Consider the following 18,464-nt stretch of genomic DNA (forward strand, 5'->3'; position numbering starts at 1 on the left):
TGGCCCTCCACAGCGCGCTCCTCGCACGCGTGCTGCGCCCCGTCGCCGACGCGGTAGCAGCGGCTCCAGCCGCTGACTGGTGGAGCGATCCGCTGGATCGTGCTGACCAGTGGCATGTGCGGTGGCGCCCTGATGACGAAACCGCACTGCGTCCTGCGGACGGGGACGCACCCCGGCTCCTGGCCCAGTGGCGGCAGCGAGCGGACGAGGCGGAGGCGCGCGCCACGCGGGACACTCCCGCTGACCCGACCGCGCCCTACAGCGGGTCGTGGTGGTCGACACCGGCGCTGTCCGGCCTCACGGCGACGACCCGGTCAGTGCCCGACGGCTCACGCGCGCCGCTGGGGCTGCTCGTGCTCGAGGACTTTCTCGGCGAGTCGACCGCCGAGGTGGGGCAGGTGGTCGTGTCACCCGCCGCCCGCGTGTACGAGGTCGACGGCCCCGGCGACTGGCTCGAGCTGGCCCGCCGCTACCCGAGTGACGTGACGGCGTCTCGCCGCCACGACTGGTACCGGACCACGGGGTGGACGGGACGGTGGGTGCTGCCGGACTGGGCTGCCGTGGCTGCTGACTGGGACGGCGTCCACGTCAGCGTCGCCACGTACCTGGCGACCGCGGGCAGGCTCCTTCCCCTCGCACCCGAGGGCGGCGCTGCCGCCACCCTGCTCGCGGGCTGGGGCCCCGACGAGACGTGGTGGCTCACCGACGCCGCCACGAGCGCTGGGTCCGCGACACGGTGGACGTCGTTGCGGGACGAGCCGCTGTCCTGGACTCCCGTGCCGTCGGCGGCGTCGCCCGACTAGCGGTGGACGTCATCCTCGGCGCGAGCGGATCGCGAGCAGCATCACGACGATGACGACGGAGAACCCGCCTGCTAGGACGTACTCCCACGGGCGAGGCAGCCTGTGGCGACCGTTGCCGACAGGCCCGTGGTACGTCGTGGCGAGGTAGAAGGCAGGCGCGGCGTGCGACTCCGGCACCGCGGCTTCCCCGATCGTGGTCCTCCGTGCGGCTCGCACGAGGCCTTCCCCCTGCGGCGGTGGGCATGCGATCTTCGCGGCCGGGCAGGAGCGACCGCCTCAGCAGTCGGCGCGCCGGACCTGCTACCCCCCCCCACGGGCGCGCCGGCGAACAGGGGCAAGCCGGCGAGGACATCGCCCATCCGCTCAGACACCCGCCACCCTCCTCCGCGTCAGCCCGACTGCAGCGTCATGCCGGGAGCGCCCGCCGATGGCGACCGCGCGCTCCGGAACCGTCCAGGGTGCACGCTGCGCCGAGCACCTCGTCGCGAGCAGACGACTAGGGGACTTGGCAGTCGACGTCGACCTCCCTGGTCTCCTTCGCGACGAGCGCGACGATCGGGTCGGCCGGGGTGCACGGGTTCCTGGCGTCGTTCATGCCAGGGCTCACTCCCGTGACCTCGTACTCGCCCGCCGGAAGCTCCGTCGTGAAGCGCCCAGCACTGGTCGACACGACTGTTGCCCGCTGGTGCGGCTCGTCGCGCAGCCGGAATGTGATCGTCCCGTCGATGAGGTGCACCGGCGTCCCCCCTCCAGCCGTCGCCGGGCCGCCCACCATCCGGAACACCCCCGTCACGTGAGCACGAGGAGCCGCGTGGTGCGACGAGCCGCCGCACGCCGACACCGCGAGCGCCAGCACGCCACAGCACACGCCCCACCCACGGGTCACGCGCACCCCGCCAACCCCTGTCATCTGCCCACGATGCCGCACAGCGTGTCCATGGGGTGTCCCCTACAGGTGCGCGGGTGCCGTCGCCACGCCGTCCCGGTGCAACTCGGCCAGCACCCGCCGCGTCAACGTCCGCGCCAGCGTGCCGACGCCCTGGATCCCCGGACACCCGTCCAGCCGCACGATGAGCACCTGCCAGCCGGCCGCCACGTTGAATGACACCAGATCGACGGCGCCGGATTCGGCCGGGCACGAGTAGGTCCCGTGGTTGAACGCCGAGTCCGGCGCCGCGTTGACGGCCGCGGCCAACCGCCGCGCCTGCACCTCCGTCAGCCGGACCGACCGCACCCCACCACACGCCCCCGGCAGCGGCGGAGCCTCGACTGCCACGGCCCACAACGGCGACGCGTCCACCATCGGCAACACCGGCTCCACGCCCCCGTCCCGGCTCCCCGAGCAGGACCCGCCCGGTCCGGGCAGCACCGCCGCCGCAACGGATGCCGTCGGCAGCGGCCGCGGCCCGTCAGCAGTGGCCGCGGGACCCTCGTGCCTCGTCGCGAGCGCCACACCCAGCACCGCTACCACAGCGACCGGGGCAGCAGCCGACGCGCCCGCCACCCGCCAGTCGACCCTGCCCACCATGCCCGTCAGACGCCCTCGACCACGCCCCGGTTCCTCGTGGCCGCGACCCTGTCCCCCAGCCCCTGGCGCGGTCACGCCCGAACAGCGAGGGCGCTAGAACGGCGCCCCGCAGGACGAGACGTCCTAGTCACGGCACGGGCCCAGCCGCCGAGCGCCCCGGAGTTCTTGGTGACGTTTTTGTAAAGAGGCTTGACAGAGGCTTTCTGTCGTTCCATCGTGCAGAAGTGCGCGACAGCGGGAAGCCGTCGCCCCCACGACTGCAGCGGGACTCCTCCCCCTGCGCCCAGACCAGGAGGACGCGTTGAAGCACAAGAGGTTCCTCACCGCCGGACTCGTCGCCGGCGTGCTCTCGACGGCCGCCGCGTGCGGCAGCAGCTCCGGCACGTCGAGCGCGAGCAGCGACCAGCCCACGACCGGCGGCTCCGCGGCAGCGGGTTCGGCGGCGGGCTCCGCGGCCCCTGCGGCCGGCGGCGGCAGCAAGACGCTCAAGGTGTGGCTGATGAGCGGGTCGGCGCCCGACGCCCTCGTCGCCTCGCTCGACAGCGCGTTCGAGGCCGCTCACCCGGGCATCAAGGTGGACTACCAGGTCCAGCAGTGGAACGGCATCCAGGAGAAGCTGACGACCGCGATGTCGGACGCGTCCACGACGCCCGACGTCATCGAGCTCGGCAACACGCAGAACCCGTCCTTCTCCGCGGACGGCACCCTCGCCGACCTCACGGACAAGGTCTCCCAGCTGGGCAGCACGAACTGGCTCGCCGGTCTGAAGGACCCCGGTGCCTACGAGGGCAAGCAGTACGGCATCCCGTTCTACGCCAGCGGCCGCGTCGTCATCTACCGCAAGGACATGTTCGCCAAGGCCGGCATCTCCGCGCCCCCCACCAGCGACGCCGAGTGGCTCAGCGACATCCAGAAGCTCAACAAGGCCTACGCCGGCCAGAAGGACTTCCAGTCGCTCTACCTCCCGGGCCAGTCCTGGTACACCTACCTCTCGTTCCTCTGGGACCAGGGCGGTGACATCGCCAAGCAGGACGGCGACTCCTGGACGGGCACCCTCGACACCCCGCAGGCCGCGGCCGCGGCGGACTTCTACAAGCAGCTCGTCGACACCTCGAAGACCACGGCCCCCAAGGACAACGACGAGGCCAACCCGCAGCAGTACACCGTGTACTCCAAGGGCAAGACGGCCATGATGATCGGCCTGCCCTGGGAGCTCGGCAGCGCGGTGGCCGACAAGGGCGCGCCGAAGGACCTCAAGGCCAACTCCGGCGTCTTCGCCATCCCCTCGAAGACCGCAGGCAAGACCGCGCCGATCTTCCTCGGCGGCTCGAACCTCGCCATCCCGGTGAACAGCAAGAACCAGGACCTCGCCTGGGACTGGATCAAGCAGCTGGCCGGCAAGGACTACCAGGAGCAGCTGGCCAAGGCCAACGGCGTCGTCCCCAACGACCCGGCCTTCAACTCCGTCATCGCGGACGACCCGATCGTCAGCGTCGTCGCGAAGGCGGCCGCCGGCGGCAGCAAGGCCACCCCGGCGACGCCCAAGTGGGCGGCCGTCGAGGCGCAGAACCCGATCAAGGACTTCCTCACCGCGGTCGTGACGGGCAAGCAGAAGGCCGCGGACGCCGCGAAGACCGCCTCGCAGGCCATCACCGACAAGATGTCCGGCTGACGCCCCTCCTGCCCGACAGCTGAGCACATGCTGGACCGATGAGGAGCGAGCGCGTGACGACGACCCCGGTGGCCTCGGGCGTGGAGCGGGAGATCCCGGCGCAGCCGTCGGCCTCACCCCCTCCGGTGAGACGCAGGCGCAGCGCGCGGGTGCGGGAGCAGGCCGTCGCGTACGCACTGCTGGCCCCGGCGGTCGTCGTCCTCGCGGGACTGCTGGCCTACCCCGCGGTGCGCGTGCTGCTCATCTCGTTCCAGGAGCTCAACCGGCGCGAGATCGTCCTGCACCAGACCAAGTGGGTGGGGCTGCAGAACTACCGCTCGGTCTTCACCGGCGCGAAGATCTGGACCGTCACGGGACGGACGGTGGTGTTCACCGGCATCCTCGTCGCGACGACGGTGTTCGTGGGGCTGGGAGTGGCGCTGCTGCTGCAGCGCCTCTCCCGGCCCACCCGGATCGCCCTCCAGGCCGCGCTCGTCGCGGCCTGGGCGATGCCGATCATCAGTGCCACCACGGTGTTCCAGTGGCTCTTCGACGAGAACTACGGGATCGTCGACAAGACGCTCGCCGGCATCGGGTTCTCGTCCTGGCGGCACCACCCCTGGTTCTTCACCGGCCACAGCGGGCTGTTCGTCATCGGGCTGCTCATCGTCTGGCAGGCCGTGCCGTTCGTCGCCTTCAGCGTGTACGCCGGCATCCTCGGCATCGACCGCGACCTGTACGAGGCCGCCGGGCTCGACGGTGCGGGGGCGGTGCGGTCCTTCAGGTCGATCACCTGGCCGATGCTGAAGCCCCTTGTGCTGCTGCTGACCTTCCTCTCGCTGATCTGGGACTTCCGCGCCTTCACCCAGATCTACGCGTTCCGCCGCGGCGGACCCGCAGGGAGCACGACGACCCTGTCGGTCCTGCAGTACGTCACCGGCATCTCCCAGGCGCACTACGGCAAGGCCGCCGTCGTCAGCGTCTTCATGATCGCCGTCCTCGTGCTCCTCAGCGCGCAGTACCTGCGCCTGCTCCTGAAGTCGGAGAAGACCGCATGACCAGGCGATCCCTGCCGGGCCGCATCGCGACCGAGTCCCTGGGCGGCCTGCTGGCCGTCGTGTTCGCCTTCCCCGTGTACTGGATGGCGCTGTCGGCCTTCCGGCCGGAGAACCGCATCCAGACCAGCTCCTACGACCTGCTCCCCACCAGCGCGACCTTCGACAACTTCTCCCGGGCGCTGCACAAGCCGGGCTTCCTCGACTTCGCCCGCAACAGCCTGGTCGTCACGCTGTCCTCGGTCGTCCTCGCCGTCGGTGTGGCCGTCCTCGCGGCGGTCGCCCTCGCCCGGCTGAGGTTCCCCGGCCGGCGCGGCTTCGTGCTGCTCGTGCTCGTCGCGCAGCTGGCGCCGTTCGAGGCACTGCTCATCCCGATGTACTTCCTCATGCGCGACCTCGACCTCGTCAACCACCTCACCGCACTCGTGCTCATCTACCTCGCCAGCACGCTGCCCTTCACCGTGTGGACGCTGCGCGGCTTCGTCGAGGGGATCCCCTTCGAGCTCGAGGAGGCCGCGATGGTCGACGGCTGCTCCCGGGTGAAGGCGTTCTGGCGGGTGACCTTCCCGCTGCTGGGGCCCGGGCTGGTCGCCTCGTCGCTCTACGCCTTCATCACCGCGTGGAACGAGTTCCTCTACGCCCTCGTGCTCATGACCGACAAGGCGAACCAGACCCTCCCCCTGTGGCTGACCGCCTTCAAGACCAACTTCGGCGACGACTGGTCGGGCGCCATGGCCGCCTCGGTCGTCTACAGCATCCCCGTCCTCGTCTTCTTCGCCGTGCTGCAGCGCCGGATGGTGGGTGGCCTCGCCAGCGGGGCCGTGAAGGGCTGATCCGCCCCCTCCCCCGAGACACTGCTACTGGAAGGAACTCCCCCGTGTCCGAGACCGGCACCGTCATGGCCGCCGAGATCGCCGAGCAACCCGTCGCGTGGTCGCGCCTGCTGGAGGGCGGACGCTCCGACGCCGTCCGCGTCGCCCAGGCCGTGCGCTCCGCCTCCCCCCGCTTCGTGCTCTTCGCAGCGCGCGGGACGAGCGACTCCGCCGCGCTCTACGCCCGCTACCTCTGCGAGACGGTCCTCGGCCTGCCCTGCGGCAGCGTCTCCCCCTCCACGGTCACGGTGTACGGCGCCCGGCCCGACCTGCGCGACGTGCTGCTCGTCGCGGTCAGCCAGTCCGGCGGGTCGCCCGACCTCGTGGAGACCACCTCGGTGGCGCGCGAGTGCGGCGCGCTGACCCTCGCCGTCACGAACACCGGCGACTCGGACCTCGCGCGCGCCGCGGACCTGCACCTCGACGTCATGGCCGGCCCCGAGAAGGCCGTGGCGGCGACCAAGACCTACACCGCGGAGCTGCTCGCGCTGTGGCTCCTCGTCGACGCGTGGCGCGGGGGCGACGGGAGCCGGGCGGACGTCCTGCCGGAGCTCGGCAGCGCCCTGCTGGAGAGCTGCGCCCCCGAGGTCGGGGTGCTCGCCGCCCGCCTGCGCTTCGCCGACACGCTGCTGACGACGGGACGCGGCTACTCGTACCCGAGCGCGGTCGAGGCGGCGCTCAAGCTCACCGAGACGACGTACGTGCCGGCGCGCGCCTGGAGCGGTGCCGACCTGCTCCACGGTCCGCTCGCCGCTGTCGACGCCGACACCCCCGTGCTCGCCGCGGCCGGGTCGCGGCGCGGCGCCGAGGCCCTGGTCGACGTGCTCGAGCGCGTGCGCGGGCGCGGCGGCGACGTCTCCGTCGTCGGCCCGGCGACGGGCGCCGCGGGCGCCCCTGCCCTCACGCTGCCCGATGTGGACGAGGAGCTGGCGCCGCTGCTCGAGATCCTGCCGCTGCAGCTGCTCTGCCTGGAGATGGCCCGCGCACGCGGGCTCGACCCCGACGCGCCGCGGGGCCTCGCGAAGGTGACCCGGACCAGGTGAGCGCAGCCGCGGAGAGCCGTCGCGTGACCGTGGGGGTCGACGTCGGGGGCACGAAGACCGCCGTCGCCCTCGTCGGCCTCGACGGCGTCGTCCACGACGAGCGCCGCAACCCGACGGCCGGCTCGGCCGAGGACGGGCTCGCGCTCGTCGCCAAGCTCATCGCCGAGTGGCAGGGCGAGTTCGACGTCCTCGGCGTGGGCCTCGCGACGCCCGGACTGGTCCGGGGCGGGGTCCTCGAGTCGGCGGCCAACCTCTCGGGGTGGGCGGGCGTCGCCGTGGGCCCGCTGCTGGCCGACCTCACCGGCCGCCCCGTGCTCGTCGACAACGACGGGCGTGCCGCGGCCTGGGGCGAGTTCCTGCACGGTGCCGCGGTCCCCGGCTCGAGCGACCTGCTCTGCCTCACGCTGGGCACGGGGCTCGGCGGCGGGCTCGTGCTGCAGGGCCGCCCGTACCGCGGTGGCGGGCTGGCGGGCGAGGTCGGGCACATGGTGCTCGTGCCCGACGGCCGGCTCTGCGGGTGCGGGGCGTGCGGCTGCTGGGAGCGCTACGTCAGCGGCTCGGCGCTGGTCGAGGAGGCCCACGGGCTCGGGATGCGGGCCGCGCCGGGGCGCGCGCTGGACGGCCGGTCGGTCGTCGCCGCAGCCCGGCAGGGCGACCCGGCGGCGAGCACCGCCGTGCACAACGTCGCCCGCTCCCTCGGCGAGGGGCTGGCCGTCGTCGTCACGCTGCTCGACCCGCAGACGGTCGTCCTGGCCGGCGGGCTGTCCGCCGCCGGCGACCTGCTGCTGCCGGAGGCGCGCCGCGCGCTCGCGGAGACCGTCATCGGCGGGCGTACGCGCCACCTCCCCCCGCTGCGCACCGCCGCGCTCGGCTCCCGGGCCGGCGTCGTCGGAGCGGCCGCGCTGGCGAGGGAGGCGGCCTAGCAGCGGGCTGGCGGAATCCCCTTGTCGACCGCACCGCGCTGCTGGCACGCTCGCGCAGGTGCCGCTCCTCGAAGCCGAGAGCCTCACCAAGGTCTTCCGCCGCCCCGACAAGGGCCCCGGGCTGAAGGGGGCCGTCCGGCACCTGGTGCAGCGCCGCTACTCCGAGCACGTCGCGGTGGACGGCGTCGACCTGGCCGTCGAGGCGGGCGAGGCGGTCGCGTACGTCGGGCCGAACGGCGCCGGCAAGTCGACCACGGTGAAGATGCTCAGCGGCATCCTCGTCCCGACCTCCGGCTCGGTCCGCGTCGCCGGCCTGGTGCCGCACCAGCACCGGGTCGAGAACGCCCGCCGCATCGGCGTCGTCTTCGGCCAGCGCACGCAGCTCTGGTGGGACCTGCCGGTGCAGGACTCCCTCGCGCTGCTGCGCGACATGCACGGCATCGGACCTCGGCGCTACGCCGAGACCCTCGAGCGGCTGGACGCCGTGCTCGAGCTGGCCGACCTGCTGCCCGTGACGGCGCGCAAGCTCTCGCTGGGACAGCGCATGCGGGCGGACCTCGCGGCCGCCCTGGTGCACGAGCCCTCGATCGTCTACCTCGACGAGCCGACGATCGGGCTCGACATCGCGGTGAAGGACCGGGTCCGCGCCTTCGTCCGCCAGATCGTCGCCGACGGCACCACGGTCATGCTGACGACGCACGACCTCGGCGACATCGAGGACATCTGCCGCCGGCTCGTCATCCTCGACGGCGGACGGGTCGTCTACGACGGCGACCTGCAGGCCGTCAAGGACGCGTACGCTCGCGACCGCGTCGTCCACCTCACGCTCGCCGAGCCCCTCGCGTCCACCTCCGGCATCGCGGCACGCATCCCCGCTGCGCGCGTCGCGGACGGCGCGAGCGACCGCGAGGTCACGGTGACCTTCGACCGGCTGGCCGTGAGCGCGGTCGAGGTGCTCGCGGCCGCGTCCGCCGAGGCGGAGGTGGTGGACGTGCGCATCGACGAACCGGCGATCGAGGACGTCGTCCGCAAGGTCTACTCCGGCGAGCTGCGCCCCAGCCCGCAGGCCGGCCCGTGAGCTCCGCTGCTCCGCCCGCACCAGCACGCCACCAGTCCTGGGTGGCCTACCGGGGGCTCGCGCGCGCGGCGCTCCGGTCCCTGGTCGCGTACCAGGGCGCCTTCCTCTTCGGGCTGCTCGCCTCGGTGTTCTCGGCGCTCGCGATGCTCTACCTGTGGCGGGCGGTGCTCGCGTCGAGCCCCGCGGCGCACGGGTTCGACTGGCCGCACATGCGGGCGTACCTCCTGGCGGCGTTCGTCGCCGGCTCGCTGGCCTCGAGCTGGGTCGACTACCGGCTGGCGTTCCGCATCCAGCGCGGCGACGTAGGCCTGGACCTGGTCCGTCCGGTCGACTACCAGCGGGCGAGGTTCGCCGAGGCCGTCGGCTTCGGCGCGTACGAGCTCGGGACGGGCCTGGTCGTCGCGGGCGTCGCCGCCCTCGCCTTCGGCGGCGTGCCCGCCCCGCCCCTCGGCTCGCTGCCCCTGCTGCTGCTGAGCGCCCTCCTGGTCCTGCCGCTGCGCTTCGGCCTGGTCTACGCGAGCGCGATGGCGGTCTTCTGGACGCAGAACTACGTCGGCGTCCAGGCCGGGCGCCTCGCGCTGGTCTCGCTGTTCTCCGGGGCGCTCGTGCCGCTGGCGTTCCTGCCCGACTGGCTGCGGCTCCTCGCCGCGGTGCTGCCCTTCGCCGGCATGGCGTCCACCCCCGCCCTGCTCTTCTCCGGACAGCTCCAGGGAGCGGAGGCGGGAGCGGCGGTCGCCGTGCAGGCCGCCTGGACGGTCGGGCTCTGGTACGGGACGCGCGGGCTGTGGCGGGCGGCGAGCCGCCAGCTCACGGTGCACGGGGGCTGAGCCGTGGACGTCCTGCCGCTGCCCCCGCTGGCCCCCTCGCCGCTGGCCCGGCTGCGCCGCTCGGTCTGGCTCTACCGGCGCTGCCTCGGCGCGCACCTGCGCTCGACCCTGGAGTACGAGAAGGACTTCTGGGTGCTCAGCGTCGCGGCGCTGCTCACCCAGGGCGTGGGCGTACTGCTGCTGTCGGCGGTCTTCCGCGCCATCCCGCAGTTCGACGGCTGGCGCTTCTGGGACGTCGCGCTGGGGTACGCGCTCGTCGCGCTCGGCGAGGGCGTCGCCGTGCTGCTCGCCCAGGGCGCCTGGGGACTCGCCTGGACGGTGAACACCGGCGACCTCGACATCGCGCTCACCCGCCCGTACTCCCCCGCCCTCCAGGTGCTCAGCTCGCAGATCGGCATGAACGGCCTCGGGAACCTCGTCATCGGGGGTGCTCTGCTCGCCGGCGCGCTGGCGCACGTCGACGTGCCCTGGGACGCCGGCCGGGTCGCGCTGGCCGCCGTGCTCCTCGTCAGCGCGCTCCTCGTCAAGGTAGGGCTGAACCTCGCCACGAACTGCGCGGGGTTCTGGCTCGCGTCGCCGTTCCCGATGTTCGCCTTCTCGATGCACACGCTCGGCGAGCTCGCGCGCTTCCCGATCACCATCTACGGCATGGGCGTGCGGGTCGCGCTCACCGTCGCCCTGCCCTACGCCTTCATGAGCTTCTTCCCCGCGAGCGCCCTGCTCCAGGAGCGCCACCTCTGGCAGCTCGGCCTGCTCACCCCGCTCGTCGCGGCCTGGTGCCTCGCACTCGGCGCCTGGCTCTTCCGCCGGGGGCTGCTGCGCTACGAGAGCGCGGGCCAGTAGGTCAGCGGCGGCTCGCCGCGACCGCCTCGGCGAGGCGCTCCCACAGCGCGTCGACCTGGCGGCGCAGGTCCGCGACGCTCCCGGTCCCGTCCAGCACGACGTCGGCCGCGGCGAGCCGCTCGTCGCGGCTCGCCTGCGCGGCCACGCGGGCGAGCGCATCCTCGCGCGCCAGCCCGCGGCCCTCGACCAGCCGCTGCACGCGCAGCTCGTCGGGCGCGTCGACCACGACGACGAGGTCCAGCCCTCCGGTGAGCCCGCGCTCGACGAGCAGCGGGACGTCGTGCACGACGACGGCGTCCGGGTCGGCCGCGCGCGCCGCGGCGGCGAGCTCGGCCCGCCGGGCCGCCACCCGGGGGTGGACGATGCCCTCGAGGGTCGCGCGCAGCTCCGCGTCGCCGAAGACGACCCGGCCGAGGGCGGGGCGGTCGAGCGAGCCGTCGGCCGCGAGGACCCCGGGCCCGAAGGCGGCGACGACGGCGGCGAGCCCCGGCGTACCCGGGGCGACGGCCTCGCGCGCGAGGACGTCGGCGTCGACGACCACGGCCCCCAGCTCGCCGAAGCGCGCTGCGGCGGTGGACTTGCCCGCACCGGTGCCCCCGGTGAGGCCCACGTCGTACGACGTCACAGCCCCATCGTGCCGTACCTGCGTCAACCCGGGTGCGGTGGTGAGGACCGCCGTTCGGCGGGTACTCGCGCAGCATGGGGGATGCACGAGGAGGAGCCGCGGTGCTGCCGCGGCCGCCCGGACCCGAGGACGACGCCGGCCAGCTGCTGCGGCACGCCCTCATCCACTGCGACGTCGCGGGCGCCGAGGCGGCCGCCCTGCTGCTGCTCAGCCAGGGGTGCCCGACGAGCGCGCTCTACGACCTGCACGTCACCCCCGTGCTGGGCGAGATCGGCAGCGCGTGGGAGCGCGGCGACCTGGCCGTGTGGCAGGAGCACGCGGTCAGCGACTGCGCCCGCTCGCTGGTCGCGCGGCTGCGCTCGCGGGTCCGGCTGAGCGGCAGCCGCCCGGGCCGGATCGTCCTGCTGCCGGGCCCCGGCGAGGGCCACGTGCTGGGGCTGCAGATGGCGGCGCACGTCGTCGAGGAGGCCGGCTGGGACGCTGTCGTGCTCGACCGGATGCCCATCACCCAGCTCGCCGAGCTCATCGCCGCGCGCGGCGACGTCGCCGCCGTCCTCGTCTCGGGGTCCGGCGCCATGGGCCGCGACCGGCTCCAGCGCTCGGTGCAGGACTGGCGCCGGCTCGGGACCGGCGTGCCGCTCGTGCTCGGCGGAGCCTGCACCGGGCTGCCGGACGTCGCCGACTGGGGCGCCGACGCCGTGCTCCACGGCCTCGACGACCTCGTCGAGCGGCTGCGCTCGGTCACGACGCCGCTGACGCCGCGCGAGACCGACGTGCTGCGCGAGGCCGCGCGCGGCCTGACGAACGAGGAGATCGGGGGGCGGCTCGGCCTGCGCGCGAGCACGGTCAAGTCGCACCTGGAGCACGTCTACGCGAAGACGGGCGTACGCGACCGCGCCGCCAGCGTCGCCGAGGCGCTGCGCCGCGGCTGGATCAGCTGACCCGGCGCTGCGGCCACAGCGGCAGCGCGAGCACCGCCGCGCCGGCGCCCAGCAGCGTGACACCGGTCCACCCGCTGGACGCGTGCAGCAGCCCCGTGAGGGCGGAGGACAGCGCGCCGCAGACGAAGACCGTGCCCATGAAGACCGAGTTGAGCCGGGCGCGGGCGTCACCGCGGATCGCGTAGACCTCGCGCAGGCTCAGCACCTGGTGGCTCTGCACCGAGAGGTCGAGCACGACCCCCGCGACCGCGAGCAGCACGACCGAGCCGGCGCCGAGCCAGGCGAGGAGCATGGCGAGCGCGGCGAGCACGATCGTGACCAGCCGGCCCGTACGCCCGTGGCCGCGGTCGCCGAGCGCCCCGGCGACCGGGGCGGCCGCCGCTCCCGCCGCGCCCACGAGCGCGAACACGGCGACGCCCACCTGCGAGGAGTGGTGGCGGCCGAGCAGCTCGAACGGCACCCCGGTCCAGTACGCCGTGAACGCCGCGAACAGCAGCGCCTGCGACAGCGCGCGGCGGACGAGGACCGGCTCGGTCCGGGCCAGCCGGACGGTGCTCGCCAGCAGGGCACCGTAGCGCGCGCTGTGCTCCGGGCGCCGCTCGGGCAGCAGGCGGCGCAGCAGCAGCGAGGTCAGCACCATGACGACGGCGGAGACCGCGTCGATGCTGCGCCAGCCCCACGCGGCCGCGACGAAGCTGGCCACGGAGCGGGCGAGCATGATGCCGAGGAGCAGGCCGCCGGTGACCTGTCCGACGACCTTGCCGCGCACGTCCGGCGGCGCCAGGTGGGCGGCCAGCGGGACGAGCACCTGCGCGACCACCGAGGTGCAGCCGACCAGCGCCATCGCCGCGAGCAGCACGCCGAACGACGGCGCGGCGCTCGCGGCGACGAGCGCGACCGCGGTGACGAGCAGGGTGCGCGAGGCGAGCCGGCGGTTCTCCAGCAGGTCCCCGAGGGGCAGCAGGAGCAGCAGCCCCAGCGCGTAGCCGACCTGGGTCAGCGTCACGACCAGCGCGACCGTGCCGCTGCCCGTGCCGAACGTGCCCGCGATGCTGCTGAGCAGCGGCTGCGCGTAGTAGAGGTTGGCGACGCTCGCTCCGCAGGCGAAGGCCAGCACCGCGGTGACGAGCCGGAGCGAGCGCCCGCCGAGCGCCGGCACGACGGGGTCGGCCGACGGGCGCGGCGGCAGATCGGTCTCGGCCTCGGTCGCGGGCATGGGGGCCTTCCTGGTCGTGCGGGTCGCTCGGGCTGCTCCTCCCGGCAACCGCCCGCGGCCGCTGCTGCTTCCCGCTAGCCGAGCAGGCCGATGACCGTACGCGCCGGCGCGCACCACGGGTCCGCCGCCGCGGCGGCCACGGCGGCCGCCGCAGCCGCGCGCTCGCGACCGTCCGCGAGCAGGGCGCGGGCCTGCTCGGCCCCGGCCACCGCGGCCGCGCGGTCCGCGTCGCTGACCGGCACGAGCGGGACGAAGGGCGACTCAGCCGCGCGCATGAGCTCGACGCCGAAGTCGGCGAACGACTGCCACGCCCCGAGCACGTCCTCGACGGCGCAGCGCTCCGGCAGCCGGCGGAGGAACCAGCGCTGCAGGGCCATCGAGGCCCGCAGCTGCCCGGCGCGCTCCGGCCCCTGCGTGCCGAGGGACATGTTCTCGCCGTGGAAGCGGTAGCCGGTCCGCGGCTCGGCGAGGTAGCCGAGCCCGCCCTCGAGGGCGGCACGCAGCGCGAACCACCAGTCGGCGAAGGAGACCTCGACCGGCACCGGTCCCCACCGCCGCGCCGCGTCGGCGCGCAGCAGCAGCGACGAGGAGGTCGCGACGTTGCCGCGCAGCAGGCCGCAGACGTCATCGCCGACCGGCGGCGCCTGGTCCTCGAGCCACGACTCCTGCAGGACGCGCCCGTCGCGGTCGATGACGGTCATGTCGCCGTACAGGAGGCTGCGCTCCCCGAGGGCCTCGACCTGGCGGCGCACCTTGTCCGTCGGCCAGACGTCGTCGGCGTCGAGCACGGCCAGCAGCGTCCCGGTCGCCTCCGCGACGGCCCGGTTGGTGGCCGCGACGTAACCGGCGTTGGCCTGGCGCACCACGCGCACGCGCCCGCTGCCGACGCGGCGCGCGACCTCGCCCGCGCTGCCGTCGGTCGAGCCGTCGTCGACGACCACGACGTCGAGCAGGTGCTCGGGGTAGTCCTGGGCGAGGGCGCTGTCGAGGGCCTCCCCCACGTAGCGCTCCACCTGGTGGACGGTCACCAGCGCGGTGACGCTCGGCAGGCTCACGACAGCCGCTCCCAGGCGCGCGCGAGCTCCGCCTGCGCCTCCGGGTCGTACGGGTCGGCCGCCAGCGCGCGCACGCAGCCGGCGAGCGCCTCGGCGTCGTCGCACGCTGTCCGCACCGCCGCCAGCTCGCGGCGGCAGGCGTCGCGGTCCTCGTCGAGCACCGGCACCACGAGGGCGAAGGGGTCGTGCAGCCGCGCGTGGACCGCGAGCACGGTGGCCTCGAAGGCGTTCCACGCCTCGGCCGTCTCCAGCGGGGTGCAGACGTGGGCGCGCATGGTCCGCAGCAGCGCGCGCTGACCGGCGGCACCCGCCAGCAGCTCGTCGACCGCCGGGCGCGCCGGAGCAGCCGCGTCCGCGCTCGTCATGGTCGTGGTCTCGGCCGTCCGGGTGGGCGACCTGAGGGGGCCGGGACGCACGACGGCCCCCGCACCCGGGAGGGTGCGGGGGCCGTCGTCAGCGCGTCGGCCGGGCCCGAGGGCTCAGGCGCCGCCGGTGAGCTTCTCGCGCAGCGCGGCGAGCGCCTCGTCCGTGGCGAGCGTGCCGCCGCGGTCGTCGTCCGCCGGCTCCGAGGAGTACGACGACGCGGAGGAGACCCCGTTGTCGCCGGTGGCCGCGGCGTCGGCCTCGGCCGCCGCCTCGACCTGGCGGCGGTGCGCCTCGAAGCGCGCCTGCGCCTCGGCGTACTGGCGCTCCCACTCCTCCCGCTGCTTCTCGTAGCCGGGGAGCCAGTCGTTGGTCTCCGGGTCGAAGCCCTCGGGGTAGATGTAGTTGCCCTGCGTGTCGTACGTCGCGGCCATGCCGTAGAGCGTCGGGTCGAACGCGTCGCCCTGGACCTCGACGTTCTCGTTCGCCTGCTTCAGCGAGAGGCTGATGCGCCGGCGCTCGAGGTCGATGTCGATGACCTTGACGAAGATCTCCTTGCCCACGGCCACGACCTGCTCGGGCAGCTCGATGTGCCGCTCGGCCAGCTCGGAGATGTGGACCAGGCCCTCGATGCCCTCGTCGACGCGGACGAACGCGCCGAACGGGACGAGCTTGGTGACCTTGCCGGGGACGACCTGCCCGATCTGGTGGGTCCGGGCGAACTGCTGCCACGGGTCCTCCTGCGTCGCCTTCAGCGACAGGGAGACCCGCTCGCGGTCCATGTCGACGTCGAGGACCTCGACGGTGACCTCCTGGCCGACCTCGACGACCTCGCTCGGGTGGTCGATGTGCTTCCAGGACAGCTCGGAGACGTGCACCAGGCCGTCGACGCCGCCGAGGTCCACGAACGCGCCGAAGTTGACGATCGAGGAGACGACGCCGGAGCGGACCTGGCCCTTCTGCAGGGTCTGCAGGAAGGTCGAGCGCACCTCGGACTGCGTCTGCTCGAGCCAGGCGCGGCGCGAGAGGACGACGTTGTTGCGGTTCTTGTCGAGCTCGATGATCTTCGCCTCGAGCGTCTTGCCGACGTACGGCTGGAGGTCGCGCACGCGGCGCATCTCGACCAGCGAGGCGGGGAGGAAGCCGCGGAGGCCGATGTCGAGGATGAGGCCGCCCTTGACGACCTCGATGACGGAGCCCTCGACGACGCCGTCCTCCTCCTTGATCTTCTCGATCGTGCCCCAGGCGCGCTCGTACTGCGCGCGCTTCTTGGACAGGATGAGCCGACCCTCCTTGTCCTCCTTCTGGAGGACCAGGGCCTCGACCTCGTCGCCGACCTTGACGACCTCGGAGGGGTCGACGTCGTGCTTGATCGAGAGCTCGCGCGAGGGGATGACGCCCTCGGTCTTGTAACCGATGTCGAGGAGGACCTCGTCCCGGTCGACCTTGACGATGACACCTTCGACGATGTCGCCGTCGTTGAAGTACTTGATGGTGGAGTCGATCGCGGCGAGGAAGTCCTCGGCGGACCCGATGTCGTTGATCGCGACCTGGCGCGGGCCGGAGGCGGACGTCGGGGTGTCGACTGGGGTGGCCGTCATGAAGGAAGTGGCTCCGATGCGGGCGTTGCTCGTAGGCGTCGCGGGCACAGACCCCCCGGTGGACGACCTCGCCGGGGAGGACCCCGGCCGGTCGTGCAGACTTCGTGGGAGTAGCGAACTACCGGCGAACGACTGCATCACCTGGTGCGACCTGCTCCGTCCGAGGACGCACACGCAGGTCTGGGCACGCGTACTCCATGCTACGGCCCCGGCAGGATAGCGGTCAACGAGGGTCCCCCGGGCCCAGACGGGAGGAGCGGACAGGTGACCGAGGACGTGCCCGGGGTCGCGCGGCGGCCGGCCGGCGAGGTCGAGACGGTCCTCGCCAACCGCAGCTGGTGGGACGCCGCGGCGGCCGGCTACCAGGAGGAGCACGGCGCCTTCCTCGGCGACGCGGACTTCGTCTGGGGCCCGGAGGGGCTGCGCGAGGCGGACGCCCGGCTGCTCGGCGATGTGGCCGGCCGCCGCGCGCTCGAGATCGGGGCCGGCGCCGCCCAGTGCGCCCGCTGGCTCACGGGCCAGGGGGCGCACGCCGTCGCCAGCGACCTGTCCGGCGCGCAGCTCGGCGCCGCGCGCGAGCTCGACGAGCTCCACGGGACCGCGCTCCCCCTCGTGCAGGCGGACGCCGGCCGGATGCCCTTCGCCGACGCGTCCTTCGACCTCGTCGTCTCGGCCTACGGCGCCCTGCCCTTCGTCGCCGACTCGGCCGGCGTCGTGCGCGAGGCCGCCCGCGTGCTGCGCCCCGGCGGCCGCTTCGCCTTCTCCGTCACCCACCCCGTGCGCTGGGCGTTCCCGGACGACCCCGGTCCGGCCGGGCTCACCGCCACGGGGTCGTACTTCGACCGCCGGCCCTACGTCGAGCAGGACGAGCAGGGCCGGGCGACCTACGTCGAGCACCACCGCACGCTGGGCGACCGGGTGCGCGACGTGGCGGCGGCCGGACTGGTCCTCGTCGACCTCGTGGAGCCCGAGTGGCCCGCGGGCCACGACCGCACGTGGGGCGGGTGGAGCCCGTTGCGCGGCCGGCTCCTGCCCGGCACCGCCGTCTTCGTCTGCGACAAGCCCCGCTAGAGCAGCACGACCACCTTGCCGCGCAGGCCGCCGGCGCTCGCCTTCTCCACCGCGGCCGCGACCTCCTCCAGCGGGTACGCCGCGGCGACGCGGACGCGCAGCCGGCCCTCCGCGTACGCCGTCGCGAGCTCCTGCAGCTCGCCCGGGCGCGGGCGCACGTCGACCTTGACGCCGAGGATGCCGCGCTCCGGCGCGGGGACGCCGGAGTCGAGCACGGTCACGAAGCGCCCGCCGTCGCACACGGCGCCGACTGCCGCGGGGCCGAGCGGCACCGCGTCGAGGACCAGGTCGGCGCCGCCGGGGACGAGCCCGCGCACCCGCTCCCCCAGCTCCTCGGCGCTCGTCCGCCCGAGCACGGTCGCGGCGCCGAGCGAGCGGACGTGCTCCTCGTCGCCCGTGGAGGCGACGGCGACGACGGTCGCGCCGGCAGCCGCAGCGAGCTGGACGGCGGCACCCCCCACGGCGCCGCTGGCACCCGTGACGACGACCGTCTGCCCGGCGGCGAGGCCACCGAGCTCGAGCGCCTGGCGTGCGGTCACCGCGTTGAGCGCGAGCCCGCCCGCGGCGACGAGGTCGGCGTCGCCGAGCCTGCCGAGCAGCTCGCCGGGGACCGCCACGAGCTCGGCGAGGCTGCCGTCGAGCCCGTCGAACTGGCGGACCATGCCGACGACGCGCTCGCCCTCCGCGTACCCCTCGCCGCGCACGACCGTGCCGGCGAAGTCCCAGCCCGGGACGTAGGGCGGGACCACCGCGGGGGCGAGCTCCTGCAGGTAGCCCGCCGCGGTGAACCACTCGACGGGGTTCAGCGCCGCCGCCGCGACGCGGACGAGCACCTCGCCCTCCCGCGGCTCCGGCTCCGGCCGCTCGACCACCTCGAAGACCTCGGGGCCGCCCCAGCTGCTGATCTGCACCGCGCGCATCCCGATCCTCCGTCTCCCCGTCCGCTTCCCTGCGAGGCGGACGCGTGCC

19 protein-coding genes are annotated in these 18,464 nt (G+C 74.1%); 11 read left to right on the forward strand and 8 right to left on the reverse strand.

The features are described from left to right. The first annotated feature begins 317 nt into the window (after window positions 1-317). Window positions 318-803: a hypothetical protein gene (locus tag EV189_RS15910; protein ID WP_130493969.1), complete on the forward strand. Its 486-nt coding sequence runs from the start codon at window positions 318-320 to the stop codon at window positions 801-803. A gap of 496 nt (window positions 804-1,299) precedes the next feature. Here the strand turns inward: EV189_RS15910 and EV189_RS15915 are convergent, their stop codons facing one another. Together EV189_RS15915 and EV189_RS15920 are read right to left on the reverse strand one after the other, a co-directional pair. Then, window positions 1,300-1,596: a hypothetical protein gene (locus tag EV189_RS15915; RefSeq protein WP_130493970.1), complete on the reverse strand. Its 297-nt coding sequence runs from the start codon at window positions 1,594-1,596 to the stop codon at window positions 1,300-1,302. Between the two features lie 156 nt (window positions 1,597-1,752). Continuing rightward, the gene (locus tag EV189_RS15920) at window positions 1,753-2,124 is read right to left on the reverse strand and encodes a hypothetical protein (RefSeq protein ID WP_130493971.1); all 372 of its coding nucleotides are present in this window, start codon (window positions 2,122-2,124) and stop codon (window positions 1,753-1,755) included. A gap of 508 nt (window positions 2,125-2,632) precedes the next feature. On the opposite strand from EV189_RS15920, the gene EV189_RS15925 reads away from it, so the two are divergent. The 8 genes from EV189_RS15925 (at window position 2,633) to EV189_RS15960 (ending at window position 10,623) form a co-directional block, all read left to right on the forward strand. Then, window positions 2,633-4,003 carry an extracellular solute-binding protein gene (locus EV189_RS15925; protein ID WP_130493972.1) on the forward strand — a complete coding sequence of 457 codons (1,371 nt, stop codon included), beginning with the start codon at window positions 2,633-2,635 and terminating at the stop codon, window positions 4,001-4,003. 53 nt (window positions 4,004-4,056) lie between these two features. Beyond that, window positions 4,057-5,040 (forward strand): carbohydrate ABC transporter permease, encoded by a 984-nt coding sequence (locus tag EV189_RS15930; RefSeq protein WP_231116466.1) that lies wholly within the window; start codon window positions 4,057-4,059, stop codon window positions 5,038-5,040. Beyond that, window positions 5,037-5,870: a carbohydrate ABC transporter permease gene (locus tag EV189_RS15935; RefSeq protein ID WP_130493974.1), complete on the forward strand. Its 834-nt coding sequence runs from the start codon at window positions 5,037-5,039 to the stop codon at window positions 5,868-5,870. Before EV189_RS15930 ends, EV189_RS15935 begins: the two co-directional genes overlap by 4 nt. A 65-nt stretch (window positions 5,871-5,935) precedes the next feature. Beyond that, the gene (locus EV189_RS15940) at window positions 5,936-6,952 is read left to right on the forward strand and encodes an SIS domain-containing protein (RefSeq protein ID WP_130494127.1); all 1,017 of its coding nucleotides are present in this window, start codon (window positions 5,936-5,938) and stop codon (window positions 6,950-6,952) included. Continuing rightward, window positions 6,949-7,875, forward strand: coding sequence for an ROK family protein (locus tag EV189_RS20300; protein WP_165400335.1), 927 nt, complete (start codon window positions 6,949-6,951; stop codon window positions 7,873-7,875). The genes EV189_RS15940 and EV189_RS20300 overlap by 4 nt, the downstream gene beginning before the upstream one ends. Before the next feature lie 58 nt (window positions 7,876-7,933). Continuing rightward, window positions 7,934-8,953, forward strand: a complete 1,020-nt coding sequence (locus EV189_RS15950; protein ID WP_130493976.1) for an ABC transporter ATP-binding protein — start codon at window positions 7,934-7,936, stop codon at window positions 8,951-8,953. Next, the gene (locus EV189_RS15955) at window positions 8,950-9,780 is read left to right on the forward strand and encodes an ABC transporter permease (protein WP_231116468.1); all 831 of its coding nucleotides are present in this window, start codon (window positions 8,950-8,952) and stop codon (window positions 9,778-9,780) included. The genes EV189_RS15950 and EV189_RS15955 overlap by 4 nt, the downstream gene beginning before the upstream one ends. Window positions 9,781-9,783: 3 nt before the next feature. Next, window positions 9,784-10,623 carry an ABC transporter permease gene (locus EV189_RS15960; RefSeq protein ID WP_231116469.1) on the forward strand — a complete coding sequence of 280 codons (840 nt, stop codon included), beginning with the start codon at window positions 9,784-9,786 and terminating at the stop codon, window positions 10,621-10,623. A gap of 1 nt (window position 10,624) precedes the next feature. Here the strand turns inward: EV189_RS15960 and coaE are convergent, their stop codons facing one another. Then, window positions 10,625-11,248: a dephospho-CoA kinase gene (gene coaE / locus EV189_RS15965; protein WP_231116470.1), complete on the reverse strand. Its 624-nt coding sequence runs from the start codon at window positions 11,246-11,248 to the stop codon at window positions 10,625-10,627. 101 nt (window positions 11,249-11,349) lie between these two features. On the opposite strand from coaE, the gene EV189_RS15970 reads away from it, so the two are divergent. Beyond that, window positions 11,350-12,189, forward strand: coding sequence for a LuxR C-terminal-related transcriptional regulator (locus EV189_RS15970; RefSeq protein ID WP_165400336.1), 840 nt, complete (start codon window positions 11,350-11,352; stop codon window positions 12,187-12,189). On the opposite strand, the gene EV189_RS15975 is transcribed toward EV189_RS15970, so the two are convergent. The 4 genes from EV189_RS15975 to rpsA all read right to left on the reverse strand — a co-directional run bounded on the left by EV189_RS15975 (window position 12,182) and on the right by rpsA (window position 16,424). Continuing rightward, window positions 12,182-13,405 carry an MFS transporter gene (locus tag EV189_RS15975; RefSeq protein ID WP_231116471.1) on the reverse strand — a complete coding sequence of 408 codons (1,224 nt, stop codon included), beginning with the start codon at window positions 13,403-13,405 and terminating at the stop codon, window positions 12,182-12,184. The genes EV189_RS15970 and EV189_RS15975 overlap by 8 nt on opposite strands. Window positions 13,406-13,479: 74 nt before the next feature. Beyond that, the gene (locus tag EV189_RS15980; RefSeq protein ID WP_130493978.1) at window positions 13,480-14,460 is read right to left on the reverse strand and encodes a glycosyltransferase; all 981 of its coding nucleotides are present in this window, start codon (window positions 14,458-14,460) and stop codon (window positions 13,480-13,482) included. Continuing rightward, window positions 14,457-14,825 carry a hypothetical protein gene (locus EV189_RS15985; protein WP_130493979.1) on the reverse strand — a complete coding sequence of 123 codons (369 nt, stop codon included), beginning with the start codon at window positions 14,823-14,825 and terminating at the stop codon, window positions 14,457-14,459. Before EV189_RS15985 ends, EV189_RS15980 begins: the two co-directional genes overlap by 4 nt. Window positions 14,826-14,939: 114 nt before the next feature. Then, window positions 14,940-16,424: a 30S ribosomal protein S1 gene (gene rpsA, locus EV189_RS15990; RefSeq protein WP_130493980.1), complete on the reverse strand. Its 1,485-nt coding sequence runs from the start codon at window positions 16,422-16,424 to the stop codon at window positions 14,940-14,942. A 264-nt stretch (window positions 16,425-16,688) separates the two neighbouring features. Here rpsA and EV189_RS15995 point away from each other — a divergent pair, with 264 nt between their 5' ends. Then, entirely contained in the window at window positions 16,689-17,495 is an 807-nt protein-coding gene (locus EV189_RS15995) for a class I SAM-dependent methyltransferase (RefSeq protein ID WP_231116472.1), read from the forward strand. On the opposite strand, the gene EV189_RS16000 is transcribed toward EV189_RS15995, so the two are convergent. Beyond that, window positions 17,492-18,415, reverse strand: coding sequence for an NADP-dependent oxidoreductase (locus EV189_RS16000; protein ID WP_130493981.1), 924 nt, complete (start codon window positions 18,413-18,415; stop codon window positions 17,492-17,494). The genes EV189_RS15995 and EV189_RS16000 overlap by 4 nt on opposite strands. Window positions 18,416-18,464: the final 49 nt, after the last annotated feature.

Source organism: Motilibacter rhizosphaerae (assembly GCF_004216915.1).
Lineage (GTDB): Bacteria > Actinomycetota > Actinomycetes > Motilibacterales > Motilibacteraceae > Motilibacter > Motilibacter rhizosphaerae.

Bases quoted from the DNA above. Each gene is read 5' to 3' on its own strand.
- EV189_RS15935 (WP_130493974.1), top strand. From the start codon at position 5,037: ATGACCAGGCGATCCCTGCCGGGCCGCATCGCGACCGAGTCCCTGGGC.
- EV189_RS15940 (WP_130494127.1), top strand. From the start codon at position 5,936: ATGGCCGCCGAGATCGCCGAGCAACCCGTCGCGTGGTCGCGCCTGCTG.
- EV189_RS15975 (WP_231116471.1), bottom strand. From the start codon at position 13,405: ATGCCCGCGACCGAGGCCGAGACCGATCTGCCGCCGCGCCCGTCGGCC.
- EV189_RS15985 (WP_130493979.1), bottom strand. From the start codon at position 14,825: ATGACGAGCGCGGACGCGGCTGCTCCGGCGCGCCCGGCGGTCGACGAG.
- rpsA (WP_130493980.1), bottom strand. From the start codon at position 16,424: ATGACGGCCACCCCAGTCGACACCCCGACGTCCGCCTCCGGCCCGCGC.
- EV189_RS16000 (WP_130493981.1), bottom strand. From the start codon at position 18,415: ATGCGCGCGGTGCAGATCAGCAGCTGGGGCGGCCCCGAGGTCTTCGAG.